At 69.0% G+C, this 15,635-nt stretch carries 32 protein-coding genes and 1 tRNA gene; 31 read left to right on the top strand and 2 right to left on the bottom strand.

Annotation, left to right across the window (positions count from 1 at the left end):
- Positions 1-3: 3 nt before the first annotated feature.
- On the bottom strand, positions 4-243 hold the full coding sequence (locus tag C8K38_RS15885; protein WP_097212019.1) for a hypothetical protein: 240 nt from the start codon (positions 241-243) through the stop codon (positions 4-6).
- A 134-nt stretch (positions 244-377) separates the two neighbouring features.
- On the opposite strand from C8K38_RS15885, the gene C8K38_RS15880 reads away from it, so the two are divergent.
- From C8K38_RS15880 to C8K38_RS15770, 29 genes are all read left to right on the top strand, one after another.
- Positions 378-450: transfer RNA gene (locus C8K38_RS15880), tRNA-Asn, on the top strand.
- 419 nt (positions 451-869) lie between these two features.
- Positions 870-1,112 carry a hypothetical protein gene (locus tag C8K38_RS15875; protein ID WP_097212020.1) on the top strand — a complete coding sequence of 81 codons (243 nt, stop codon included), beginning with the start codon at positions 870-872 and terminating at the stop codon, positions 1,110-1,112.
- Positions 1,113-1,176: 64 nt separating this feature from the next.
- Positions 1,177-1,971, top strand: a complete 795-nt coding sequence (locus tag C8K38_RS15870) for a phage antirepressor (RefSeq protein WP_108168836.1) — start codon at positions 1,177-1,179, stop codon at positions 1,969-1,971.
- Positions 1,968-2,294 carry a hypothetical protein gene (locus tag C8K38_RS15865; protein WP_097212021.1) on the top strand — a complete coding sequence of 109 codons (327 nt, stop codon included), beginning with the start codon at positions 1,968-1,970 and terminating at the stop codon, positions 2,292-2,294. The genes C8K38_RS15870 and C8K38_RS15865 overlap by 4 nt, the downstream gene beginning before the upstream one ends.
- On the top strand, positions 2,291-2,506 hold the full coding sequence (locus tag C8K38_RS15860; RefSeq protein ID WP_097212022.1) for a hypothetical protein: 216 nt from the start codon (positions 2,291-2,293) through the stop codon (positions 2,504-2,506). The genes C8K38_RS15865 and C8K38_RS15860 overlap by 4 nt, the downstream gene beginning before the upstream one ends.
- Positions 2,507-2,646: 140 nt before the next feature.
- Positions 2,647-2,796: a hypothetical protein gene (locus C8K38_RS27205; RefSeq protein ID WP_179800561.1), complete on the top strand. Its 150-nt coding sequence runs from the start codon at positions 2,647-2,649 to the stop codon at positions 2,794-2,796.
- Positions 2,793-3,116: a hypothetical protein gene (locus tag C8K38_RS15855; RefSeq protein ID WP_097212023.1), complete on the top strand. Its 324-nt coding sequence runs from the start codon at positions 2,793-2,795 to the stop codon at positions 3,114-3,116. The genes C8K38_RS27205 and C8K38_RS15855 overlap by 4 nt, the downstream gene beginning before the upstream one ends.
- A complete protein-coding gene (locus C8K38_RS27725; protein ID WP_257017491.1) occupies positions 3,113-3,247 on the top strand; it encodes a hypothetical protein in 135 nt (44 codons plus the stop codon). The genes C8K38_RS15855 and C8K38_RS27725 overlap by 4 nt, the downstream gene beginning before the upstream one ends.
- Positions 3,247-3,684, top strand: coding sequence for a WhiB family transcriptional regulator (locus C8K38_RS15850; protein WP_143548460.1), 438 nt, complete (start codon positions 3,247-3,249; stop codon positions 3,682-3,684). Before C8K38_RS27725 ends, C8K38_RS15850 begins: the two co-directional genes overlap by 1 nt.
- Positions 3,681-3,962, top strand: a complete 282-nt coding sequence (locus C8K38_RS15845; protein ID WP_097212025.1) for a hypothetical protein — start codon at positions 3,681-3,683, stop codon at positions 3,960-3,962. Before C8K38_RS15850 ends, C8K38_RS15845 begins: the two co-directional genes overlap by 4 nt.
- On the top strand, positions 3,962-4,138 hold the full coding sequence (locus C8K38_RS27200) for a hypothetical protein (RefSeq protein ID WP_179800562.1): 177 nt from the start codon (positions 3,962-3,964) through the stop codon (positions 4,136-4,138). The genes C8K38_RS15845 and C8K38_RS27200 overlap by 1 nt, the downstream gene beginning before the upstream one ends.
- Complete coding sequence (locus C8K38_RS15840) at positions 4,138-4,341, top strand: hypothetical protein (RefSeq protein WP_097212026.1); 204 nt, start codon at positions 4,138-4,140, stop codon at positions 4,339-4,341. The genes C8K38_RS27200 and C8K38_RS15840 overlap by 1 nt, the downstream gene beginning before the upstream one ends.
- Positions 4,335-5,768, top strand: a complete 1,434-nt coding sequence (locus C8K38_RS15835) for a DNA cytosine methyltransferase (protein ID WP_097212027.1) — start codon at positions 4,335-4,337, stop codon at positions 5,766-5,768. Before C8K38_RS15840 ends, C8K38_RS15835 begins: the two co-directional genes overlap by 7 nt.
- The gene (locus C8K38_RS15830) at positions 5,768-5,959 is read left to right on the top strand and encodes a hypothetical protein (protein ID WP_097212028.1); all 192 of its coding nucleotides are present in this window, start codon (positions 5,768-5,770) and stop codon (positions 5,957-5,959) included. The genes C8K38_RS15835 and C8K38_RS15830 overlap by 1 nt, the downstream gene beginning before the upstream one ends.
- Positions 5,956-6,777, top strand: coding sequence for a PD-(D/E)XK nuclease-like domain-containing protein (locus C8K38_RS15825; RefSeq protein ID WP_097212029.1), 822 nt, complete (start codon positions 5,956-5,958; stop codon positions 6,775-6,777). Before C8K38_RS15830 ends, C8K38_RS15825 begins: the two co-directional genes overlap by 4 nt.
- A gap of 15 nt (positions 6,778-6,792) precedes the next feature.
- The gene (recT, locus tag C8K38_RS26920; RefSeq protein ID WP_097212030.1) at positions 6,793-7,932 is read left to right on the top strand and encodes a recombination protein RecT; all 1,140 of its coding nucleotides are present in this window, start codon (positions 6,793-6,795) and stop codon (positions 7,930-7,932) included.
- Complete coding sequence (locus C8K38_RS26915; protein ID WP_097212031.1) at positions 7,929-8,243, top strand: DUF7352 domain-containing protein; 315 nt, start codon at positions 7,929-7,931, stop codon at positions 8,241-8,243. The genes recT and C8K38_RS26915 overlap by 4 nt, the downstream gene beginning before the upstream one ends.
- A 26-nt stretch (positions 8,244-8,269) precedes the next feature.
- Entirely contained in the window at positions 8,270-8,623 is a 354-nt protein-coding gene (locus C8K38_RS26910; protein WP_097212032.1) for a DUF7171 family protein, read from the top strand.
- Complete coding sequence (locus C8K38_RS27720) at positions 8,620-8,754, top strand: hypothetical protein (RefSeq protein WP_257017492.1); 135 nt, start codon at positions 8,620-8,622, stop codon at positions 8,752-8,754. Before C8K38_RS26910 ends, C8K38_RS27720 begins: the two co-directional genes overlap by 4 nt.
- Positions 8,751-9,176: a hypothetical protein gene (locus tag C8K38_RS15815; RefSeq protein WP_097212033.1), complete on the top strand. Its 426-nt coding sequence runs from the start codon at positions 8,751-8,753 to the stop codon at positions 9,174-9,176. The genes C8K38_RS27720 and C8K38_RS15815 overlap by 4 nt, the downstream gene beginning before the upstream one ends.
- The gene (locus tag C8K38_RS15810) at positions 9,173-9,928 is read left to right on the top strand and encodes a hypothetical protein (protein ID WP_097212034.1); all 756 of its coding nucleotides are present in this window, start codon (positions 9,173-9,175) and stop codon (positions 9,926-9,928) included. The genes C8K38_RS15815 and C8K38_RS15810 overlap by 4 nt, the downstream gene beginning before the upstream one ends.
- Positions 9,925-10,320, top strand: coding sequence for a hypothetical protein (locus C8K38_RS15805; RefSeq protein WP_097212035.1), 396 nt, complete (start codon positions 9,925-9,927; stop codon positions 10,318-10,320). Before C8K38_RS15810 ends, C8K38_RS15805 begins: the two co-directional genes overlap by 4 nt.
- On the top strand, positions 10,317-10,691 hold the full coding sequence (locus tag C8K38_RS15800) for a hypothetical protein (protein ID WP_097212036.1): 375 nt from the start codon (positions 10,317-10,319) through the stop codon (positions 10,689-10,691). Before C8K38_RS15805 ends, C8K38_RS15800 begins: the two co-directional genes overlap by 4 nt.
- A 119-nt stretch (positions 10,692-10,810) precedes the next feature.
- Positions 10,811-11,062, top strand: coding sequence for a hypothetical protein (locus tag C8K38_RS15795; protein ID WP_143548461.1), 252 nt, complete (start codon positions 10,811-10,813; stop codon positions 11,060-11,062).
- On the top strand, positions 11,062-11,295 hold the full coding sequence (locus tag C8K38_RS15790; protein ID WP_097212038.1) for a hypothetical protein: 234 nt from the start codon (positions 11,062-11,064) through the stop codon (positions 11,293-11,295). Before C8K38_RS15795 ends, C8K38_RS15790 begins: the two co-directional genes overlap by 1 nt.
- Positions 11,292-11,762, top strand: a complete 471-nt coding sequence (locus tag C8K38_RS15785) for a hypothetical protein (RefSeq protein WP_097212039.1) — start codon at positions 11,292-11,294, stop codon at positions 11,760-11,762. The genes C8K38_RS15790 and C8K38_RS15785 overlap by 4 nt, the downstream gene beginning before the upstream one ends.
- Positions 11,752-12,810 (top strand): hypothetical protein, encoded by a 1,059-nt coding sequence (locus C8K38_RS15780; protein ID WP_097212040.1) that lies wholly within the window; start codon positions 11,752-11,754, stop codon positions 12,808-12,810. The genes C8K38_RS15785 and C8K38_RS15780 overlap by 11 nt, the downstream gene beginning before the upstream one ends.
- Positions 12,807-13,376: a crossover junction endodeoxyribonuclease RuvC gene (locus C8K38_RS15775; RefSeq protein WP_097212041.1), complete on the top strand. Its 570-nt coding sequence runs from the start codon at positions 12,807-12,809 to the stop codon at positions 13,374-13,376. The genes C8K38_RS15780 and C8K38_RS15775 overlap by 4 nt, the downstream gene beginning before the upstream one ends.
- Complete coding sequence (locus tag C8K38_RS15770) at positions 13,373-14,302, top strand: hypothetical protein (protein WP_097212042.1); 930 nt, start codon at positions 13,373-13,375, stop codon at positions 14,300-14,302. Before C8K38_RS15775 ends, C8K38_RS15770 begins: the two co-directional genes overlap by 4 nt.
- Before the next feature lie 2 nt (positions 14,303-14,304).
- On the opposite strand, the gene C8K38_RS15765 is transcribed toward C8K38_RS15770, so the two are convergent.
- A complete protein-coding gene (locus C8K38_RS15765; protein ID WP_097212043.1) occupies positions 14,305-14,712 on the bottom strand; it encodes a hypothetical protein in 408 nt (135 codons plus the stop codon).
- Between the two features lie 352 nt (positions 14,713-15,064).
- On the opposite strand from C8K38_RS15765, the gene C8K38_RS27195 reads away from it, so the two are divergent.
- Both C8K38_RS27195 and C8K38_RS27190 read left to right on the top strand, forming a co-directional pair.
- Entirely contained in the window at positions 15,065-15,208 is a 144-nt protein-coding gene (locus C8K38_RS27195; RefSeq protein ID WP_179800563.1) for a hypothetical protein, read from the top strand.
- Positions 15,209-15,257: 49 nt separating this feature from the next.
- On the top strand, positions 15,258-15,602 hold the full coding sequence (locus tag C8K38_RS27190; RefSeq protein WP_179800564.1) for an HNH endonuclease signature motif containing protein: 345 nt from the start codon (positions 15,258-15,260) through the stop codon (positions 15,600-15,602).
- Positions 15,603-15,635: the final 33 nt, after the last annotated feature.

Below are 15,635 nucleotides of genomic sequence, written 5' to 3'. Positions count from 1 at the left end.
CCCCTACTTGCGGTCGCGCGGGACGTAGATCGTGGTGTCCGCGTCGATGGCCTCGAGCGGCTCGAGGCGGGGCTGCGTGTTCAGGCTGTCGGAGAGCTTCTGCCTGCCCACGTCGATGACCTTCTTGGTGGCGGGGCTTGCCGCCACGGCCTTGGCGGCCTTACTGATCTGTTCGTAGCGCGACCTGCCCGCCTTGGTCCCCAGCACGTACCCGACGCCGACAGCGATCAACAAGCGCATCATCCCTGCTTTCCTCCTCCGACCAGCCTCTCAACAGTCTGCCTGATGGGCCTCCGGGCAGGCGATTTGGTACCTGGGTGGGGGGATGGGTTAAAGTCTGTCCGCAGCCAAACGGAAACGAACGGCTGACGGAATAATCCCCTGTAGCTCAATTGGCAGAGCTTCCGACTGTTAATCGGACGGTTGCTGGTTCGAGTCCAGCCGGGGGAGCCTTTCCTTCGGAACCCCCTCGCCTTCGGGCGGGGGGGTTTCGTCGTTCAGGGGTCCGCCCCACATCAGCCAGTCGCGATCTACGCCGAGCGCTAGCGCGATCTGCGACACCTTCAGGTCGAGTCGGCGCGTGCCGCGACCGAGCTCCATGCCCTGCCACTCGCCATACGAGATTCCGCACACCTCGGCCGCCTTGCGCTGAGACAGCTTGCGCTCGAGGCGCACCAACACAAGACGGTTCGTCAGGGAGTCCGAAGGGACCCATCCGCTTCGCTTCTCGGTCGCTGTAGTCATGTCCAAGATTCTGACACGAACAAGATCAATCTGCAACAGATTGTTACGCGCTGACCAGGTATGCGACACGCCGACGTGTAATCACATGATTGACATTCAAACGTGTAGCTGACAACTTTTCGGTCATGCCCACACCGACACGGGAGCTGATCGAGCTCCGACTGCCTGCAGGGATGAACCTCTCCGGGTTCGTCGCCCAGCGGCGCCGGTCCGGGGCTGGATGGCGACTCATGGCCGACGAGGTACTCGAAGCCACAGGGGTTTTCGTTTCGCACCAGACGCTCAGGCGCTGGTTCCCGGACGCCCCGCCTCGCCGCCAGCTCAAGCCGGCCCCGCACCCCATCGCCAAGCGACGCGTTCCTGCCTGACCCCACGAAAAAGCCCGCCCGGTGGACAGACCGGACGGGCACCGACCCCCACGAAAGGAATCTGATGCCGAATTCTACGGCAGAGCTCGTTCCCTTCCAGTACGAGAGCGCGAGTGTGCGCGTCCTCACTCTCGGCGACGAACCGTGGTTCGTCCTCGCCGACCTCGCCCGAGTCCTCGACATCAAGGACGTGAGCCGCCTCGCCTCGCGCCTTGACGATGGGGTGCGCCAGACGCACCCCATCGCGGACAGCCTGGGTCGCACCCAGCAGGCGACCATCGTCAACGAGCCCGGCATGTACGAGGTCGTGATCCGCTCCGACAAGCCGGAGGCGCTCGCCTTCCGCCGCTGGATCACCACCGAGGTTCTTCCCTCCATCCGCCGCACCGGCGCCTACGGCGTCCCGGCGCTCAACCTCACGGCCCTCGGCCCGACCGAACGCGCCTACCTCACCCAGATGAGCCAGGGCCTGCAGCTCGCCCTCGAGTCCGCCGAGCGCAACCAGACGAAGGCCGACGCGTTCGACGCGTTCCTCAACGGCAAGGGCTGCTACCTGATCGACACGGTCGCCAACCTGATCGGCGCGAGGCACAAGCCGCTGTGGCGCCTGCTGTACGACGAGAAGGTCCTGATCGAGTCCGGGCCCCGTCGCCGTCAGCCGTACGCGAAGCCGAAGCTCGCGGGCTGGTTCTCGGTCAAGACGCACGACCAGAGCAAGACGAACGGGCACGCCTCCCACACGACCTACGCCACGCCGTACGGCGCCGAGCAGATCCGGCTCCTCGCGATCGAGCGGGGCCTGATCGAGCCGCAGCTGATGGCGCTGCCCGGATCGAGCGCGTTGGCGGTGCAGGGGTGAGCGGCCGGCTGATCCATGCCGAAGACGTTGCCGACGAGCTTGGCGTCCCGGCGCCGGTCCTTGCCATCGCAATGCTGCGCGGCGTCTTGCCGTACGTCGAGACGGCCGACGGTCCGCACATCGACAGCGTCGAGCTCGACACCTTCCGCGCCGGGCATCGCATGTACGAGTGCTGCCCGGGCCATTGGGTCTGCGAGCTGCAGCCTGAGCAGCCCGAAAGCGCTGAGCGGCTGGGCGTCGGTGCGCTGTTCGTCGCCGCGGCCGCCGTGCTGACGCTGGGCCTGACCGCCGGTGCCTGGCTAATCCAGCTGGTGACCCCGTGAGCGCGCCGTACGCCGAGTGCGACCTCGACGCGATCGTGCTCGGGGTGACGCTGCCGATCCTCGTAGAGCGGACCGTGCGCCTCGCCTGCGACCTGCTCGGCGTCCCGCCCATCGAACTCGAACTCCCTGACGCTCGCGGTCTCGCCCCGCAGAGCGCAGGGTCGCTGGCCCCGCGCGACGGCACGGAAGCCACGGCGCGCGGGGCCACCTAGCCCCGGTGGCGGCGGACAGAGATGTGGAGTCCTGACCCGGCCCAGATGGCCGGACCGCCGCCACCGGTCACCAACCACCAATCCATCAACGCGGGCTGCTTGTCCGTGCGCCCCGTTGTACCCAAATCCAGGAGAAATCCATGAGCACCATTCAGTGCGGCACCACCGTCCAGGGTCTCTATGAGCGCGAGCGGCGCGAGCTGCCAGCACGGGGACGCGCCCAGCACCGCGCGGGCATCCCGGTCCGAATCTTCCTGCTCGCCGCCCAGTCCGAGTCGGTGGCGGCATGAGCGCCCCCGAAATCTCCCTCGCAGGATTCGCGGCCGCACTCGACGAGCAGGCTGCCAGCCTCGCCGAGGCGGGGGTCGACGGCAGCGAGGACTACATGTTCCGGAGCGAGTCCCTCGCGCTGGCGAAGCTCTCAGCCGAGACCGCGGTCGCGCTGGCTGAGCGGCAGGCGCAGATCGACGAGCAGGGCGCAGCAACCGCCCCCGCCGCTGCTGCGCTTGAGCGGGTCCGCCAGTACGCCGCGGTGTGCGCGACCGCACCAAACCTGAACATGCGGATCGCTGGTCAGAACGTCCTCGCGATCATCCGAGGTGAGGAATGAACGCCCGCGAGTACTGGGCCTGGCTCCGCGCCCGCGTGCTCACCGCGGACACCCTCTGGTCACTGGCCACCGGTGCCCCGATCGGCGGCATGATCGGCGCCGCCTGGTACTTCGCTGGTGGTGGTCAGTGATGGCCGCCGAGTGGCAGGAGCGCGCGAAGTGCCGCGACCAGGATCCCGAGCGGTGGGTCACGGCCAATCTGCCCGCCGGCCGGGCCCGGGCCCACGCCGCGATCGAGCGGTGTGATGGCTGCCCGGTCTGGCGCGACTGCGCCCTCCACGTCCTGGACATGGATGGTTTCAACGGGATGGTCGCGGCTGCCGTCGCCTTCCCGGACGGCCATAACAACACCGACCACGCGCGGAAGTCGCTCCGAGCCCGGCTCGGCCTGAGGCCTGAGGTTGTCAGCACGCACCGAAGCCGGATGCCGGAGTGCTGCACGACGTGCGAACTGACTCTGGTGCCGACCGGGACGAAAGAGATCCCCGAGGGGCACGCCCGGTACATGGGCAAGGGCCTGTGCATGCGTTGCTACAACGCATCCCGGCGCAGGCAGGCGGTCGCGTGATGGATGCCAACGAGATCGCGCTCACCGCGGCCGAGAACCTCGACCAGCTCGACGGGCACGAGGGTTGGCGGCCATGCAGTGCTGAGCGGCACTCCAAGGCCGAGGCACTGGGCCGGGCCAGCGTCTACATCGAGGTCGTAGACAACGTCACCGGCGAGACAGGGCAGGTCTACCTCTACGCCAGCCGACTCCCCGTCGAGCCGCCCAGGTTCGACGACGGCACCGCTGCCGACCGAGCGCACGACGCCGCGGTGGCCGACGAACTGGGGGCGCTCTGATGTGGGGCCTGCTGACGGCCGACGTGCCGACGCAGTGGGGCACCTTCGCCCGCGGCCTGGCGGTGCGGGTGATCGAGAGCGACGCGCAGACCCGGGTGGTCGTGCTCTCGGAGCTGCGGGCCCGGCGCCTCACGGCCCGGGTGCCGCGCGACGGCGTGCTGACGGGTGTGGCCTGATGCGCGACACCTTGTTCCCGAGCTGCGTCATCCCCGGATGCAGCAACCCCGTATCCCGGGCGACCGAGCCGTGCGGCCAGTGCAAGACCGCGTTCGGCAAGTACCTGCGCCCCGGCGGCGAGCCACTGACCGACGAACAGATCGAAGAGCGCGACGCCGCGGTGCGCTCGACCTACGAGACCAGAAGGGAAGACACATGCTGACCATGACCGATCTGTTCTGTGGCGCCGGCGGATCCAGCACCGGCGCAACGCAGGTGCCCGGCGTCGCAGTGCGCATGGCCGCGAATCACTGGGACCTCGCGATCGAGACCCACAACACCAACCACCCGGACACCGACCACTCGTGCGCCGACATATCGCAGGTCGACCCGCGCCTGTTCCCGCGCACCGACATCCTGTGGGGCTCACCGGAGTGCACCAACCACAGCCAGGCCAAGGGCCGGAAGCGGAACATCGACAGCACGCCGGACCTGTTCGACGAGGCGCTGCCCGACGCAGCGGCCGAGCGCTCCCGGGCGACGATGTGGGACATCCCGCGGTTCGCCGAGCACCACCGGTACCAGGCGGTCATCACCGAGAACGTCGTCGACGCCGCGAAGTGGGTCATGTTCCCGGCGTGGCTGCAGGCGATGGAGCTGCTCGGCTACGAGCACCACATCGTCTACATGAACTCGATGCACGCCCAGGCTGGCGGTGACCCGGCGCCGCAGTCCCGCGACCGCATGTACGTGGTGTTCTGGCGCAAGGGCAACCGGCGCCCGGACCTCGAGCGCTGGACCCGCCCGCGCGCCTACTGCCCGTCGTGCGACGAGGTCGTGACCGCGCTGCAGGGCTGGAAGAAGTCCACCCCGTGGGGCCGGTACCGCGCGCAGTACGTGTGGCGGTGCCCGAAGGTGGCGTGCCGCAACGGGATCGTCGAGCCTGGCTGGCTGCCCGCGGCCGCCGCGATCGACTGGTCTCTGCGCGGCGAGCGGATCGGCGACCGATCGAAGCCCCTCGCGCCGAAGACCATCGCGCGGATCGAGGCGGGGCTCGCGAAGTTCGCGGGGCCCGATCCGTTCATCGCGACGATGCGCGGCCAGTCGAAGTGCCACCGCGCCGCGGATCCGCTCACGACCGTGTCGGCGGGCGGTGGGCATCACGGACTGCTGGTCCCGGTCGAGGGGCGCGACGGCAAGGAGGCCCGCGCCGCGGGCGAGCCGCTGCGCACCATGACCACCCGGAACGAGACCGCGTTCGTGGTGCCGCTGCGCGCGAACAACACCCCGAAGGCGGTCACGGACCCGTTCGACACCTTCGCGGCCGCCGGGCTGCACCACGCGATGGTCACGCGCCACAACGGCAGCCGCGGCGACGGCGCCGAAATGTCGACACCGATCGGCGAGGAGCTGCGCACCCTCACCACGACCAGCGGCCAGTCCCTCACCACCTGGGAACAGCCGAAGGTCGACGACTGCATGTTCCGCATGCTCGAGCCCCACGAGATCGCCGCAGGCATGGCGTTCACCCCGGGTTACACGATCCTCGGCAACAAGCGCGAGCAGGTCCGGCAGGCCGGAAACGCGGTCTGCCCGCCCAACGCCCGCGACCTCGTGGCCGCGGTCGCCGAGTCCCTGGCGGTGGCCTGATGGCAATCACCCTCGCGCAGGCCCGTCCCGGCCGCGCCGTCGTCTACCGCAGCGTCGTCACCGGCATGGCCGCCGAGCGTGGCGTCATCGTCGGCCCCGCCGAGCGCGGCCTGGTCCTCGTCGACTACGGCGCCGGAGCGATCCACCCCACCCACCCCGCAAACCTCGACCTGATCGGAGCATCGAATTGAGCAACGTCGTCGACACCGAGGGCGTCTACGCCGACATCCCGGACCACGTCTACCACTCAGACAAGGCCTCGCTGTCCTCGTCGGGCGCGCGGACCCTGCTGAACAAGACCCCGGCGCACTTCCGCCACGACCAGGACAACCCCCGCGAGTCCACGGACTACTTCGACCTTGGCCACGCCGCGCACACGCTGGTCCTCGGATATGGCGCGGAGATCGCCGAGATCGAAGCGGACAGCTGGCGCACGAAGGCGGCGCAGCAGGCGCGCGACGAAGCGCGAGCGGATGGCAAGACGCCGCTCCTCACGGCCGACGTCAAGCGCGTGCACGCAATGGCCGAGGCGCTGCGCGAGCACCAGCTCGCCGGGACGTTGTTCGGCGAGGGCGAGCCCGAGCGGTCGATGTACTGGCGCGACCCGGCGACCGGGGTGTGGCTGCGGTCGCGCCCCGACTGGCTGCCGACGCGGCCCGGCCGGTTGATCGTGGCCGACTACAAGACCACCGCGACCAGCGCCTCCCCGGAGGGGTTCACGAAATCCGCCCTGAAATTTGGCTACCACCAGCAGCACGCGTGGTACGTCGACGGCATCACGGAGCTCGGCGTCGACGACGACCCGGCGTTCCTGTTCATCGTCCAAGAGAAGGACGCGCCCTACCTCGTGTCGGTCTGCCAGCTCGACGAGGACGCGGTCGAGCTCGGCCGGCGCCGCAACCGTGAGGCGATCGACCTCTACGCGAAGTGCGTCGCGGACGACCACTGGCCCGGCATCGGCCACGAGGTCCACCAGATCACCCTGCCCGCCTGGGCATTCAACGACTGACCGAGAGGAAACCCTATGTCGAACAGCAAGTTTCAGCCCGTCGCGACCGGCAACCGTCAGGTAGCGCAGCGCGAGGGGAAGCCGTCGCTCGCCGCGATGATCCAGAAGATGCGACCGGAGATGCAGCGCGCACTCCCGAAGCACATGGACCCCGACCGAATGGCGCGGATCGCGCTCACGACGCTGCGCCAGACGCCGAAGCTCGGCGAGTGCAAGCCGGAGAGCTTCCTCGGCGCGCTGATGACCTGCGCGCAGGTCGGCCTCGAGCCGGGCCCGCTCGGCGAGGCCTACCTCGTGCCGTACGGCCGCGAGGTGACGTTCGTCCCGGGCTACCGCGGCCTCGTGAAGCTCGCGTGGCAGTCGGGCCAGCTCAACTCGATTGCGGCGCACGTGGTCTACGAGGGCGACGCGTTCGACTACTCGTACGGCCTGGACCCCTCACTGACGCACAAGCCTGCGCTGACGAACCGCGGCAAGGTCGTGGCGGCTTACGCGGTCGCGACGTTCAAGCACGGCGGCAACGCGTTCGAGATCATGTCGATCGAGGACATCGAGGCGATCCGGAAGCGGTCGAAGGCGAGCGGCAGCGGGCCGTGGGTCACCGACTGGAACGAGATGGCCCGAAAGACCGTGCTCAAGCGCCTCGCGAAGTGGCTGCCGCTGTCGAGCGAGTTCGCCAATGCGGTCCAGCGCGACGGCACGGTGCGCACGGACGTCGGCGTGCAACTCGACGACGTCAAGCCGGACTGGATCGACGGCGAGGTCGACCCCGATCCGAGCCGGGTCACCGCGGCCGAGATCGCCGGAGAGGCCTCAAATCCGGTCGAAGAACAGGACATGGCGCAGGTCAGCGAGTCGGACGCCGAGGCAGAGCCCGATGCGCCGAAGGTGAGCCCGGCACAGCTCAAGAAGCTGCGCACCCTGCTCGCCGCGTGGAAGTACACGACCCCCGCCGCGCGCCTGGAGTACCTGCAGTCGCAGTTCGGTGACCAGATCACCGACGAGCGCCAGCTCGATGCCGAGGTCGCCGATCAGTTCATCGGCTGGCTCGAGCAGGAGCAGGCCGCCGACGCCGAGAAGGCTGCCGCGGCCGAGGAGGAGCCGGCCGTCGAGTCGAACGAGGGGCCGGCCGAGGCGCAGGCGGCCGAGCAGTGAGGGGCGCCGACGTCGTGCCGGTGATCCACCGCGTCACGATCCCGGTCGAGGACGAGCAGCTCATCGCGATCCATGCGGGCGGGCAAGTCCTGTCCGTCGCGCCGACGCGCGACGGGCGCAGTGCCCACATCGACCTGTGGTTCACCACCTACCCATCCGAGGACCGCGGGGACCAGCGCTGGATCTACATCGCCGGGACCGGCCACCCCAGGCCGCCTGGCCGATTCATCGGCACGGTCGTGACGCCGTCAGGCCTCGTCTGGCACGCATTCGAGGGCGACCCCGTCTCGGCGCCCTCCGACAACCGGTAACCCCCACCAACAGAAGGAGATCCACCGTGTCACAGCCCCTTATCGATTCGGCCCGACTGCAGTTCTCTGGCCTGTCCGCCGAGGACTTCGAAGACGTCCCGGAGATCGGCGAAGAGCGGGTCTACACCATCCGGGCCCGCTGCCAGTCGCACACCGAACGCGAGATGGCCAACGAGGGCACTCGGAAGTCGGTGAACATGAAGGTGACCCGCGTCCTCTCGGGCGTCGCCAATGAGATCGACGACGAGCCGGAGCCCGAGCCAAGCCTGTTCGACTCGGACGACACCAGCTCAGTCGACGCCGAGCCCGAGTCGATCGGCTCCATCCTCGGCGGGGCCGAGGCATTCCAGGGTCCGACCTTCTCCGCTGGCGACGAGTGAGTCGCTCGGCAATCGCAACGCTCGCCCTCGCGCTGGCTACGGCCAGCGCGGGGGTGGCGTTCGCGAACTTCATCTTCACGTCCTGGGTCGTCGAGACCATCGAGCACTACCTCGGAAAGAGGAAGCCATGAGCGAGAACAGCACCACCGCAACGCAGCCCGGCCCGCGTACGTGGGCGCCACTGACCAGCCCTCCCGGCGTCGAGAAGGTTCGCACCCTCCACGGCGTCGTGTGGATCCGTGTCGGCGACCAGTGGACCCAAGAGTCCGGCCAAGACCGTAGCCGCATGTCGTGGGCGTGGATCCTCGACCGCTATGGCCCGCTGACCGAGGTGCCCGCGGAGGCGCCCGCGCCGACTGATGCCGGGCCGTGGCCCACCTTCGACAAGGTGCCGGACGGCGTGATCGTGGCAGCCAGGAGCGGCCACCTGTACCAGCGGGACGGCATCCAGGTCACCCACTTGCGCCGCAAGGATCTGTCCGTCTGCTGCGTCGGAGCTTTGGGCCTTTTCCACTTCCGTGGTCCGTTCGCCCGGCTCGGCGTGCCGCTGTGATCACCGTCCTGTGCTGCCGCGGCATCGGCGAGCCGCTGCGCGACAACATGCTCGCCGGGGTTACGCGCCGCCTCGACCCGACTCGGTTCCAGGTCGTCGAGGTGCCGTGGGCCGCCTCGTACGGCCCGGTCCCGCTGCCGCTCGGACCCGCCTTCGACCAGTCGCTCGCCGACGGCCGGGCGCTGCTGCTGCGGCTGATCGCCGAGGACCCGAATCCGGTGCTGCTGCTCGGGTACTCGGGCGGCGCGGCGCTGGCCGGCCACGTCGCCGCGGAGATCGCGAAGGGCTGGCACCCGGGCCTCGAGGTCGTCGGCGCCGGACTCGTGTCCGACCCGTTCACGCCGGGCCACGCCTCTCCGGCGCCCGGACGATGGGGGATCGCCGGGCCGCGCTCCATCCCCTCACGGTTCCCGGTCTGGTGGGTCTCCGATCCGGCGGATGTCATCTGCTGCTGCCCGGCAGGGTCGCCCGTGCGGACCTTGGCCGACCAGACGTCGGCCGCGAGCCTTTCCAACCTCGTCGCGTGGGCCGCGAACCTCCGCTGGCGCCTGGAGTTCCAGCAGTGGCAGCAGGTCGCCATCGACTGGGGCAACCGCGAGCAGGTCAAGGCGATCTATCGCCAGGCGCTCCATGACGTCGACGGGTACCTCCGTCGAGGCGACCACACCGGCTACGGCGTCCGGCGCGCGCCCGGGTCGCACCTGACCTACCTCGACCAGCTCGCCTACAACATCATGAGGAGCGTGCGATGAGCGAGATCGACACCGCCGCGCTGCGCGTCGCGCATGGTGGCCCCGAGTGGACTGAGATGCGATCTCGCACCGTCCACGCCCTGTGCGACGAGATCGACCGACTGCGAGCTGACCAGCAGCGCCTCCGGGCCGGGCTCGGGCGCAAGGCCGACGAGGTTGCCGAGCTCCGCGCGCGGGCCGAAAGTGCGGAGGCGGAGGCGACGCGCTGGCGCGAGAGCAACGACGCGTGGGCCTTGAAGGCGAAAGCGCTGGAGCCTCAGGTGGAGCGACTGAACGAGAAGGTGCAGGCGTGGTGCCCGCACATGTCGTGGTCTGGCTACGCCACCGGCGAAGAGTGGTGCGACGAATGCGGCATCCTCCGCGAGGCCGCCGCCGAGGCGGGTGAGCGATGAGCCGCTACGTCTACCGCATCACCGTCGACAGGTACCCCACCCCAGGCGGGCAGCCATTCACCGACCTCGACGACGGATTCTGGGAAGACCAGGTGTACGCACATTCCAACCCTGAGGCTGGCGGATTCGCCGAGTGGCTGCCTAACAGCTTCGGCGAATGGCTCTACGCCGACGAGTGGCCCGGCGAGCCCGAGAAGATCGGCCGGACCATCTTCGGCGGTGACGCGCCGCTACTCAAGATTCCCGTCTGCCGGCGTCGCCACTGGTTGTCAGCCTCCACTGCTCGCGGCGTCGTTGCGGGACTCCGAGAGTGGGGCTGCGAAGTCCGCCTTGAACGGTGCCGGATTGACGAATGGGAGGCCGTCCAGTGAGGACCTACTTGGGCGGTGACTGGTGATGCCGATACCCACCTGCGTCCGCTGCGGGCGCCCGATCAACGCGCACGGACGTGTGTGTGCCGACTGCCTGATGCGCGGAAAGGAGGCCGGCCGTGCCAGAGCTCTTCGAGACCGTAGACGTACCAGTGCGATCCGATGACCAGTGCCAGCGCAGCTACGGACTGGCCAACCCGACGTGCAACCTCGCGCGGGGGCACGGTGGCGACGAGTGCGCCGAGGTGAGCCTGTCCGGCCTCGTGCTGAGCACCTGGCCCACCCCGGGCGAGTGCGAGTTCTGTGGCGACACGTGGTGCGACTGCCACGGGGGAGTGGTGGTTGAGCTCGCGACCGGGGGTGATCGCTGATGGCGCGCACCTACCCCGCGAGGCGGGCCCGGATCGCGAAAGTCGAGGACGTCCACGTTCTCGTCGGCTACGGCCTCGACGGCGCGCCGATGTACAACGACGAGCCGTCGTGCCTCGGCTGCGACGAGCCGGTCGTCGCGGGCGATCGCATCATCGGCGACTACTGGGGGCAGCCCAACGGGCTCGCCCTGCACCACGCTGGGTGCGCCGACGCTGGGGAGGCCTTGCCGTGAGCGCGACCAGCTGCGCGTCCGGCGCGTTCCTGCCGCCCGATCCCGACTCGCTGTGCTGCTACGGCGCCGCGGTGTACGGCGACCGCTGCACCTGCTGGACCGCGGTGCTCGACATCGAGCCGAGCACCGCGGTCGAGGAAGGTCCGAACGAGGCGAACGCGAAGTGCTGCCACGACTGCGCGTTCCGGGCCGGATCACCCGAGCGCGAGGAGATGGGCGGCGACCCGATGCCGTACCGACCCGATCACCCGTTCTACTGCCACACCGGATTCCCGCATGCGGACCACTACACCCACCCCGAGACGGACCAGACCATCCCGGGCCGCGACGGCGACTACCAGCCCATCACTCACAACGGCCGCACCTGGCGAGCCGACGGCCGGCCAGCGCTCGTGTGTGCCGGATGGGCGGCATTCAACCGCGCTGCGGACAGCGAACAACGAGAGGAGCCCCACCATGGCGCGTGAGTACGCCCGGACGCGGATCAGCATCGCGGACGACGAGGACATAGAGAGCCTGAGCGCTGACGCTCAATGGCTGTACTTCCGGGTGCTGATCCCGGAGCCGACGCTGAACTACGCAGGCGTGGCCGACTGGCGGCCGAACCGGCTCATCCGCAAGGCGCAGGACATGACGATCGGTCGACTCCTGGCCGCCGCTGCCGAGCTCGAACAGCGCAACTATCTCCTGTTCGACCTCGAAACCGAGGAGGTGCTGGTGCGCAGCTACATCCGCAGCGACGAGCTGCTGCGGAACCCGAAGATGGCCGCCAGCGTGATCAAGGCGTGCCGCTCCATCGCTTCCCGCACCCTGCGCGCTGCGGTAGTGACAGAGGTCTCACGGGAGCAGCAGGAGCACCCCGAGTACTCATCCTGGGGCCACAAGGACACCCGAGAAGACCTGTCCCGATTGGTATCCCGTCCCGGTCTCGATTCGGTCGGTTACACCAACCAGATCACCAATCCTGATTCGGTCCGGATTACCAACGGGATTGGTGATAGCGATCCGATCTCGATTACCAATCGGATTACCAATCGGATTGGTGATGTGGACCCGGGTGCCGATCACCAATCGGAACACCAATCGGATTCGGTCCGGATTCCCAGCAACAGCACCATGCACCATTCACCAGCCACCATGAGTGGTTACGTAAGTCCGGAAGGTCACCAGGGCGACGAGGCCGAACCCGCCCCCAACTGCCTTCAGCATCCGGATGGCACGACCGCCCCGTGCCGCGCCTGCGGCGACGCCCGGCAGGCTCGGGAGGCGTGGGACCGGCGGCGCCTGGTGGCCGAGGTCGCCGAGCGTCGGGTCGAGGCGCGTAGACGTGCCGAGGCAATCGCTGCTACGGTCGCCGCATGCAACCTCTGCGACGACGACGGGTATGTGGGAACCGTTGTCTGCGACCACGACCCGGAGACCCCGGAGCGTAACCGCCGAGGCAGCAAGCTCGTCCGGGATGCACTGGCCAAGGCCGGTACAGGCACCGACGCAGCCACCGAGGCCGAGCAGTGAGCACCATCGTCGGGCTGGACCCGAGCCTCACAGCCGCCGGAATCGCCGTCGTCAAGCACCCGCGGCACGCTGACACCCCGAACCGTCCCCGGCTCGCTGCAGTGGGCGCACAGGGCCACCGCGGGGCCACCCTGCCCGAGCGCAGCATCCGAGTCGGCGAGCAGGCCGAGCGGATCCTGCGAGCGATGCCCGCGACGGTCTGCCTCGTGATGATCGAGGCACTGCCGCTCGTACCGCCGAACCCGAACGCCGCGAGCCTGTTCCAGGAGCGCGCCGCGCTGGTGCTGCGAGTCGTCGAGTACCTGACGAAACGCCGCATCCCGGTCGTGGACGTCAACGTGGCCACGCTCAAGCTCTGGGCCACCGGCAACGGGCGGGCTGAGAAGACCGCGGTGCTCGAGGCGATGCAGACGCTCTGGCCGCATGCGGAGATCGGCGACAACGACAACAAGTCGGATGCGCTGGCGCTCGCGACGATCGGCGCGCAGCGGCTCGGGTGGTACGAGCCGGAGCTGCCGCACCATCTCGAGCCGCGCGTGAACTGGCCGGCGGGGGTGCGCCGATGACCGCCATCGACTGCACGAACTGCGGCCGCGTCGTCGCCGACGGGTACGAGCTGTGCACGCTGTGCGCCGACGCGCTTCATCGTGAGCTGCTCACCGTGCCGGGCCTCGTCTCCGACATGACCATCACCCGGGCTCGGCTCGACCGCATGAGCCGGGGCCGGGTGGGCGGCAAGAGCTCCGAGGCTGCGTTGCCCGTGCGCCTCGACCGGTTCGACGAGCGCCCGACGCAGCGATCCCTCAACCACCTGACGCTCATCGTCGGCACCTGGGCCCGACTCGCCGCCGACCACACCGGCCAGGCCGATGACCTCGACGCCGCGCTCGACAGCCGCGGCCTGCGGCAGCTCGTGCACAACCGCCGTGACGGTAGGTTCGACCGCGCCGCCCTGGCGACCGAGGGCGCGTACGACGTCGAGTTGGCGGCCCTCTGGCTCGCGTACTGCGGCGGCGATTTGCGTGCCGTCCCGGACGCTGGCGCCATGCACGACGAGATCACCGACGCGCTCGCCTCCGCGCGCCGCGTTGTCGACCGACGGCCTGAGCTTGCCTACCGAGGGCAGTGCAGCGCGATCGTCGCCCAGCCCGACAGCACGAGCGGCCTGTGTGGCGCCGACCTCTACGTCGAGGGTGGCGACGGGTACCTCACGTGCCACTCATGCGGCACGAGCCACGACGTGCGGACGCTGACGCGAGATGCGCTCGGCGCCATCGAGAACCGGCTCTTCACCATCGCCGAGCTCGAGCGCGTGCTGCGCGAGCTCGGCGAGCCGGTGCCGGCCGGGACGATGCGCTCATGGCTCAGTCGCGGACAGCTACGTCCTCGGGCGTGGCGCCAGGCCGACGGCACCGAGTCGGGGTACTGGGTGAGGCGCAGCGACCCTCCTCTGTTTCGGGTGGGCGACGTGCGTGGGCTCCGCGCGGAGTGAAGTCAGAACGTTCTGATCAGGTTCAAGACGCCCGCCACGAACAGCAGGATGGATAGGCCCTGCACGATCACCCTCAGGATGTCGTCGAAGTCGGCCTGCGATGCCTTCTCTTGCAAGTACGCAAACCGCCCTCGGTCATGGGCGGAGTTGAGCTTATGCAGCTTGTTGAGCTCGGCCTGGATCGAGCGATCGACCACCTGCCCAGCGTCAAGTGGTGCGCCGTCACCCTCAATCGCAACGAGTTCGGCGCGGATTTCGACCAGCATCTTGAGGTTCTCGTGCGGTGACTTGCGGCTGTTCCGGGTCGCAACCCAACCGGCAATGGCTGCCGCGAAGATGATGGCTATCGGGCCCGCGATGGCCGTCCAATTGGGCTGACTGGGCGCGGCGGCTGCTTGGGCGAGAATCACTGCGACATTATGCCCGACACGCGAGTTGGCCGCGTCGACTTGAAACGCTCTGACCTGGATGCAACACTCTCATGCAGTGGGAGCCAGTGTGTCTGCTCCACGGTTTCCCGCCCACAATCCTCGTTCGCGTGAACGTCACCCCTCTGTGCCCTGACCGTTGGGCCGAGCAGGGGAGCGAAGCACCCACCATCGTCTGACCGTGACGCGGCAGGCGGCGCGCTGCGCGAGCGAGTCGACCCACCCAGATGTCCGGACGCGCCCCGGATCCCTCGTCGCTGCACGCCGCCATCACGGGCTGACGCTGTGCGCCGGGCGCGTCCGGGCTTCACGCACCGAGTGTTGGGAGGCCGCCGTGATGAGCCACGAGGACCAGCTGTACGACCTGCGCGTGCAGATCGGTCGAGCCCGGGCGGCAGGCGATGACCGCAAGGTGCGCGAGCTGCAGGCGATGCAGGACGGCATCGAGCTACGGATGGCCTGGTCATGCTCGAAGTGATCTGGCTGTTCGTCGCTATCGCCCGCATGTTCATCGGCCGGTCACACTGATGCCCAGCGCCCCGCCTCGGGCATGTCCGAAGTGTCGCCGGGCGCACAGCAACCCCCGAGGGTGCCCGCAGTGCCGCCCGGCCTGGCAGGGATCGAGCTGGACCGGTGGCAGCACGCGGCGATGGCGGACGCTGCGAGGGGACCAGCTCGCGGCCCATCCGTTCTGCCAGTGGCCCGGGTGCCGACGCGCGGCCGTCGAGGTCGACCACGTCGTGAACCTGGCGGACGGCGGCGAGAGGTACGACCCGACCAACCTGCAGAGCCTGTGCAGGCCGCACCACGAGGGCAAGACGCAGGCCGAGGCGCGCGGTGGGCCAGATTCCGCCGACGACTGCCCGTTCTAGTCCATCCCCGGGGTAGGGGGGTCGAAATCGCTG

Origin of the sequence: Rhodococcus sp. OK611 (assembly GCF_003050885.1) — a bacterium.
Classification (GTDB): domain Bacteria; phylum Actinomycetota; class Actinomycetes; order Mycobacteriales; family Mycobacteriaceae; genus Rhodococcus_G; species Rhodococcus_G oryzae.
The sequence above is the reverse complement of the archived record's forward strand: the minus strand, read 5'-3'. Positions and strand labels throughout refer to the sequence as shown.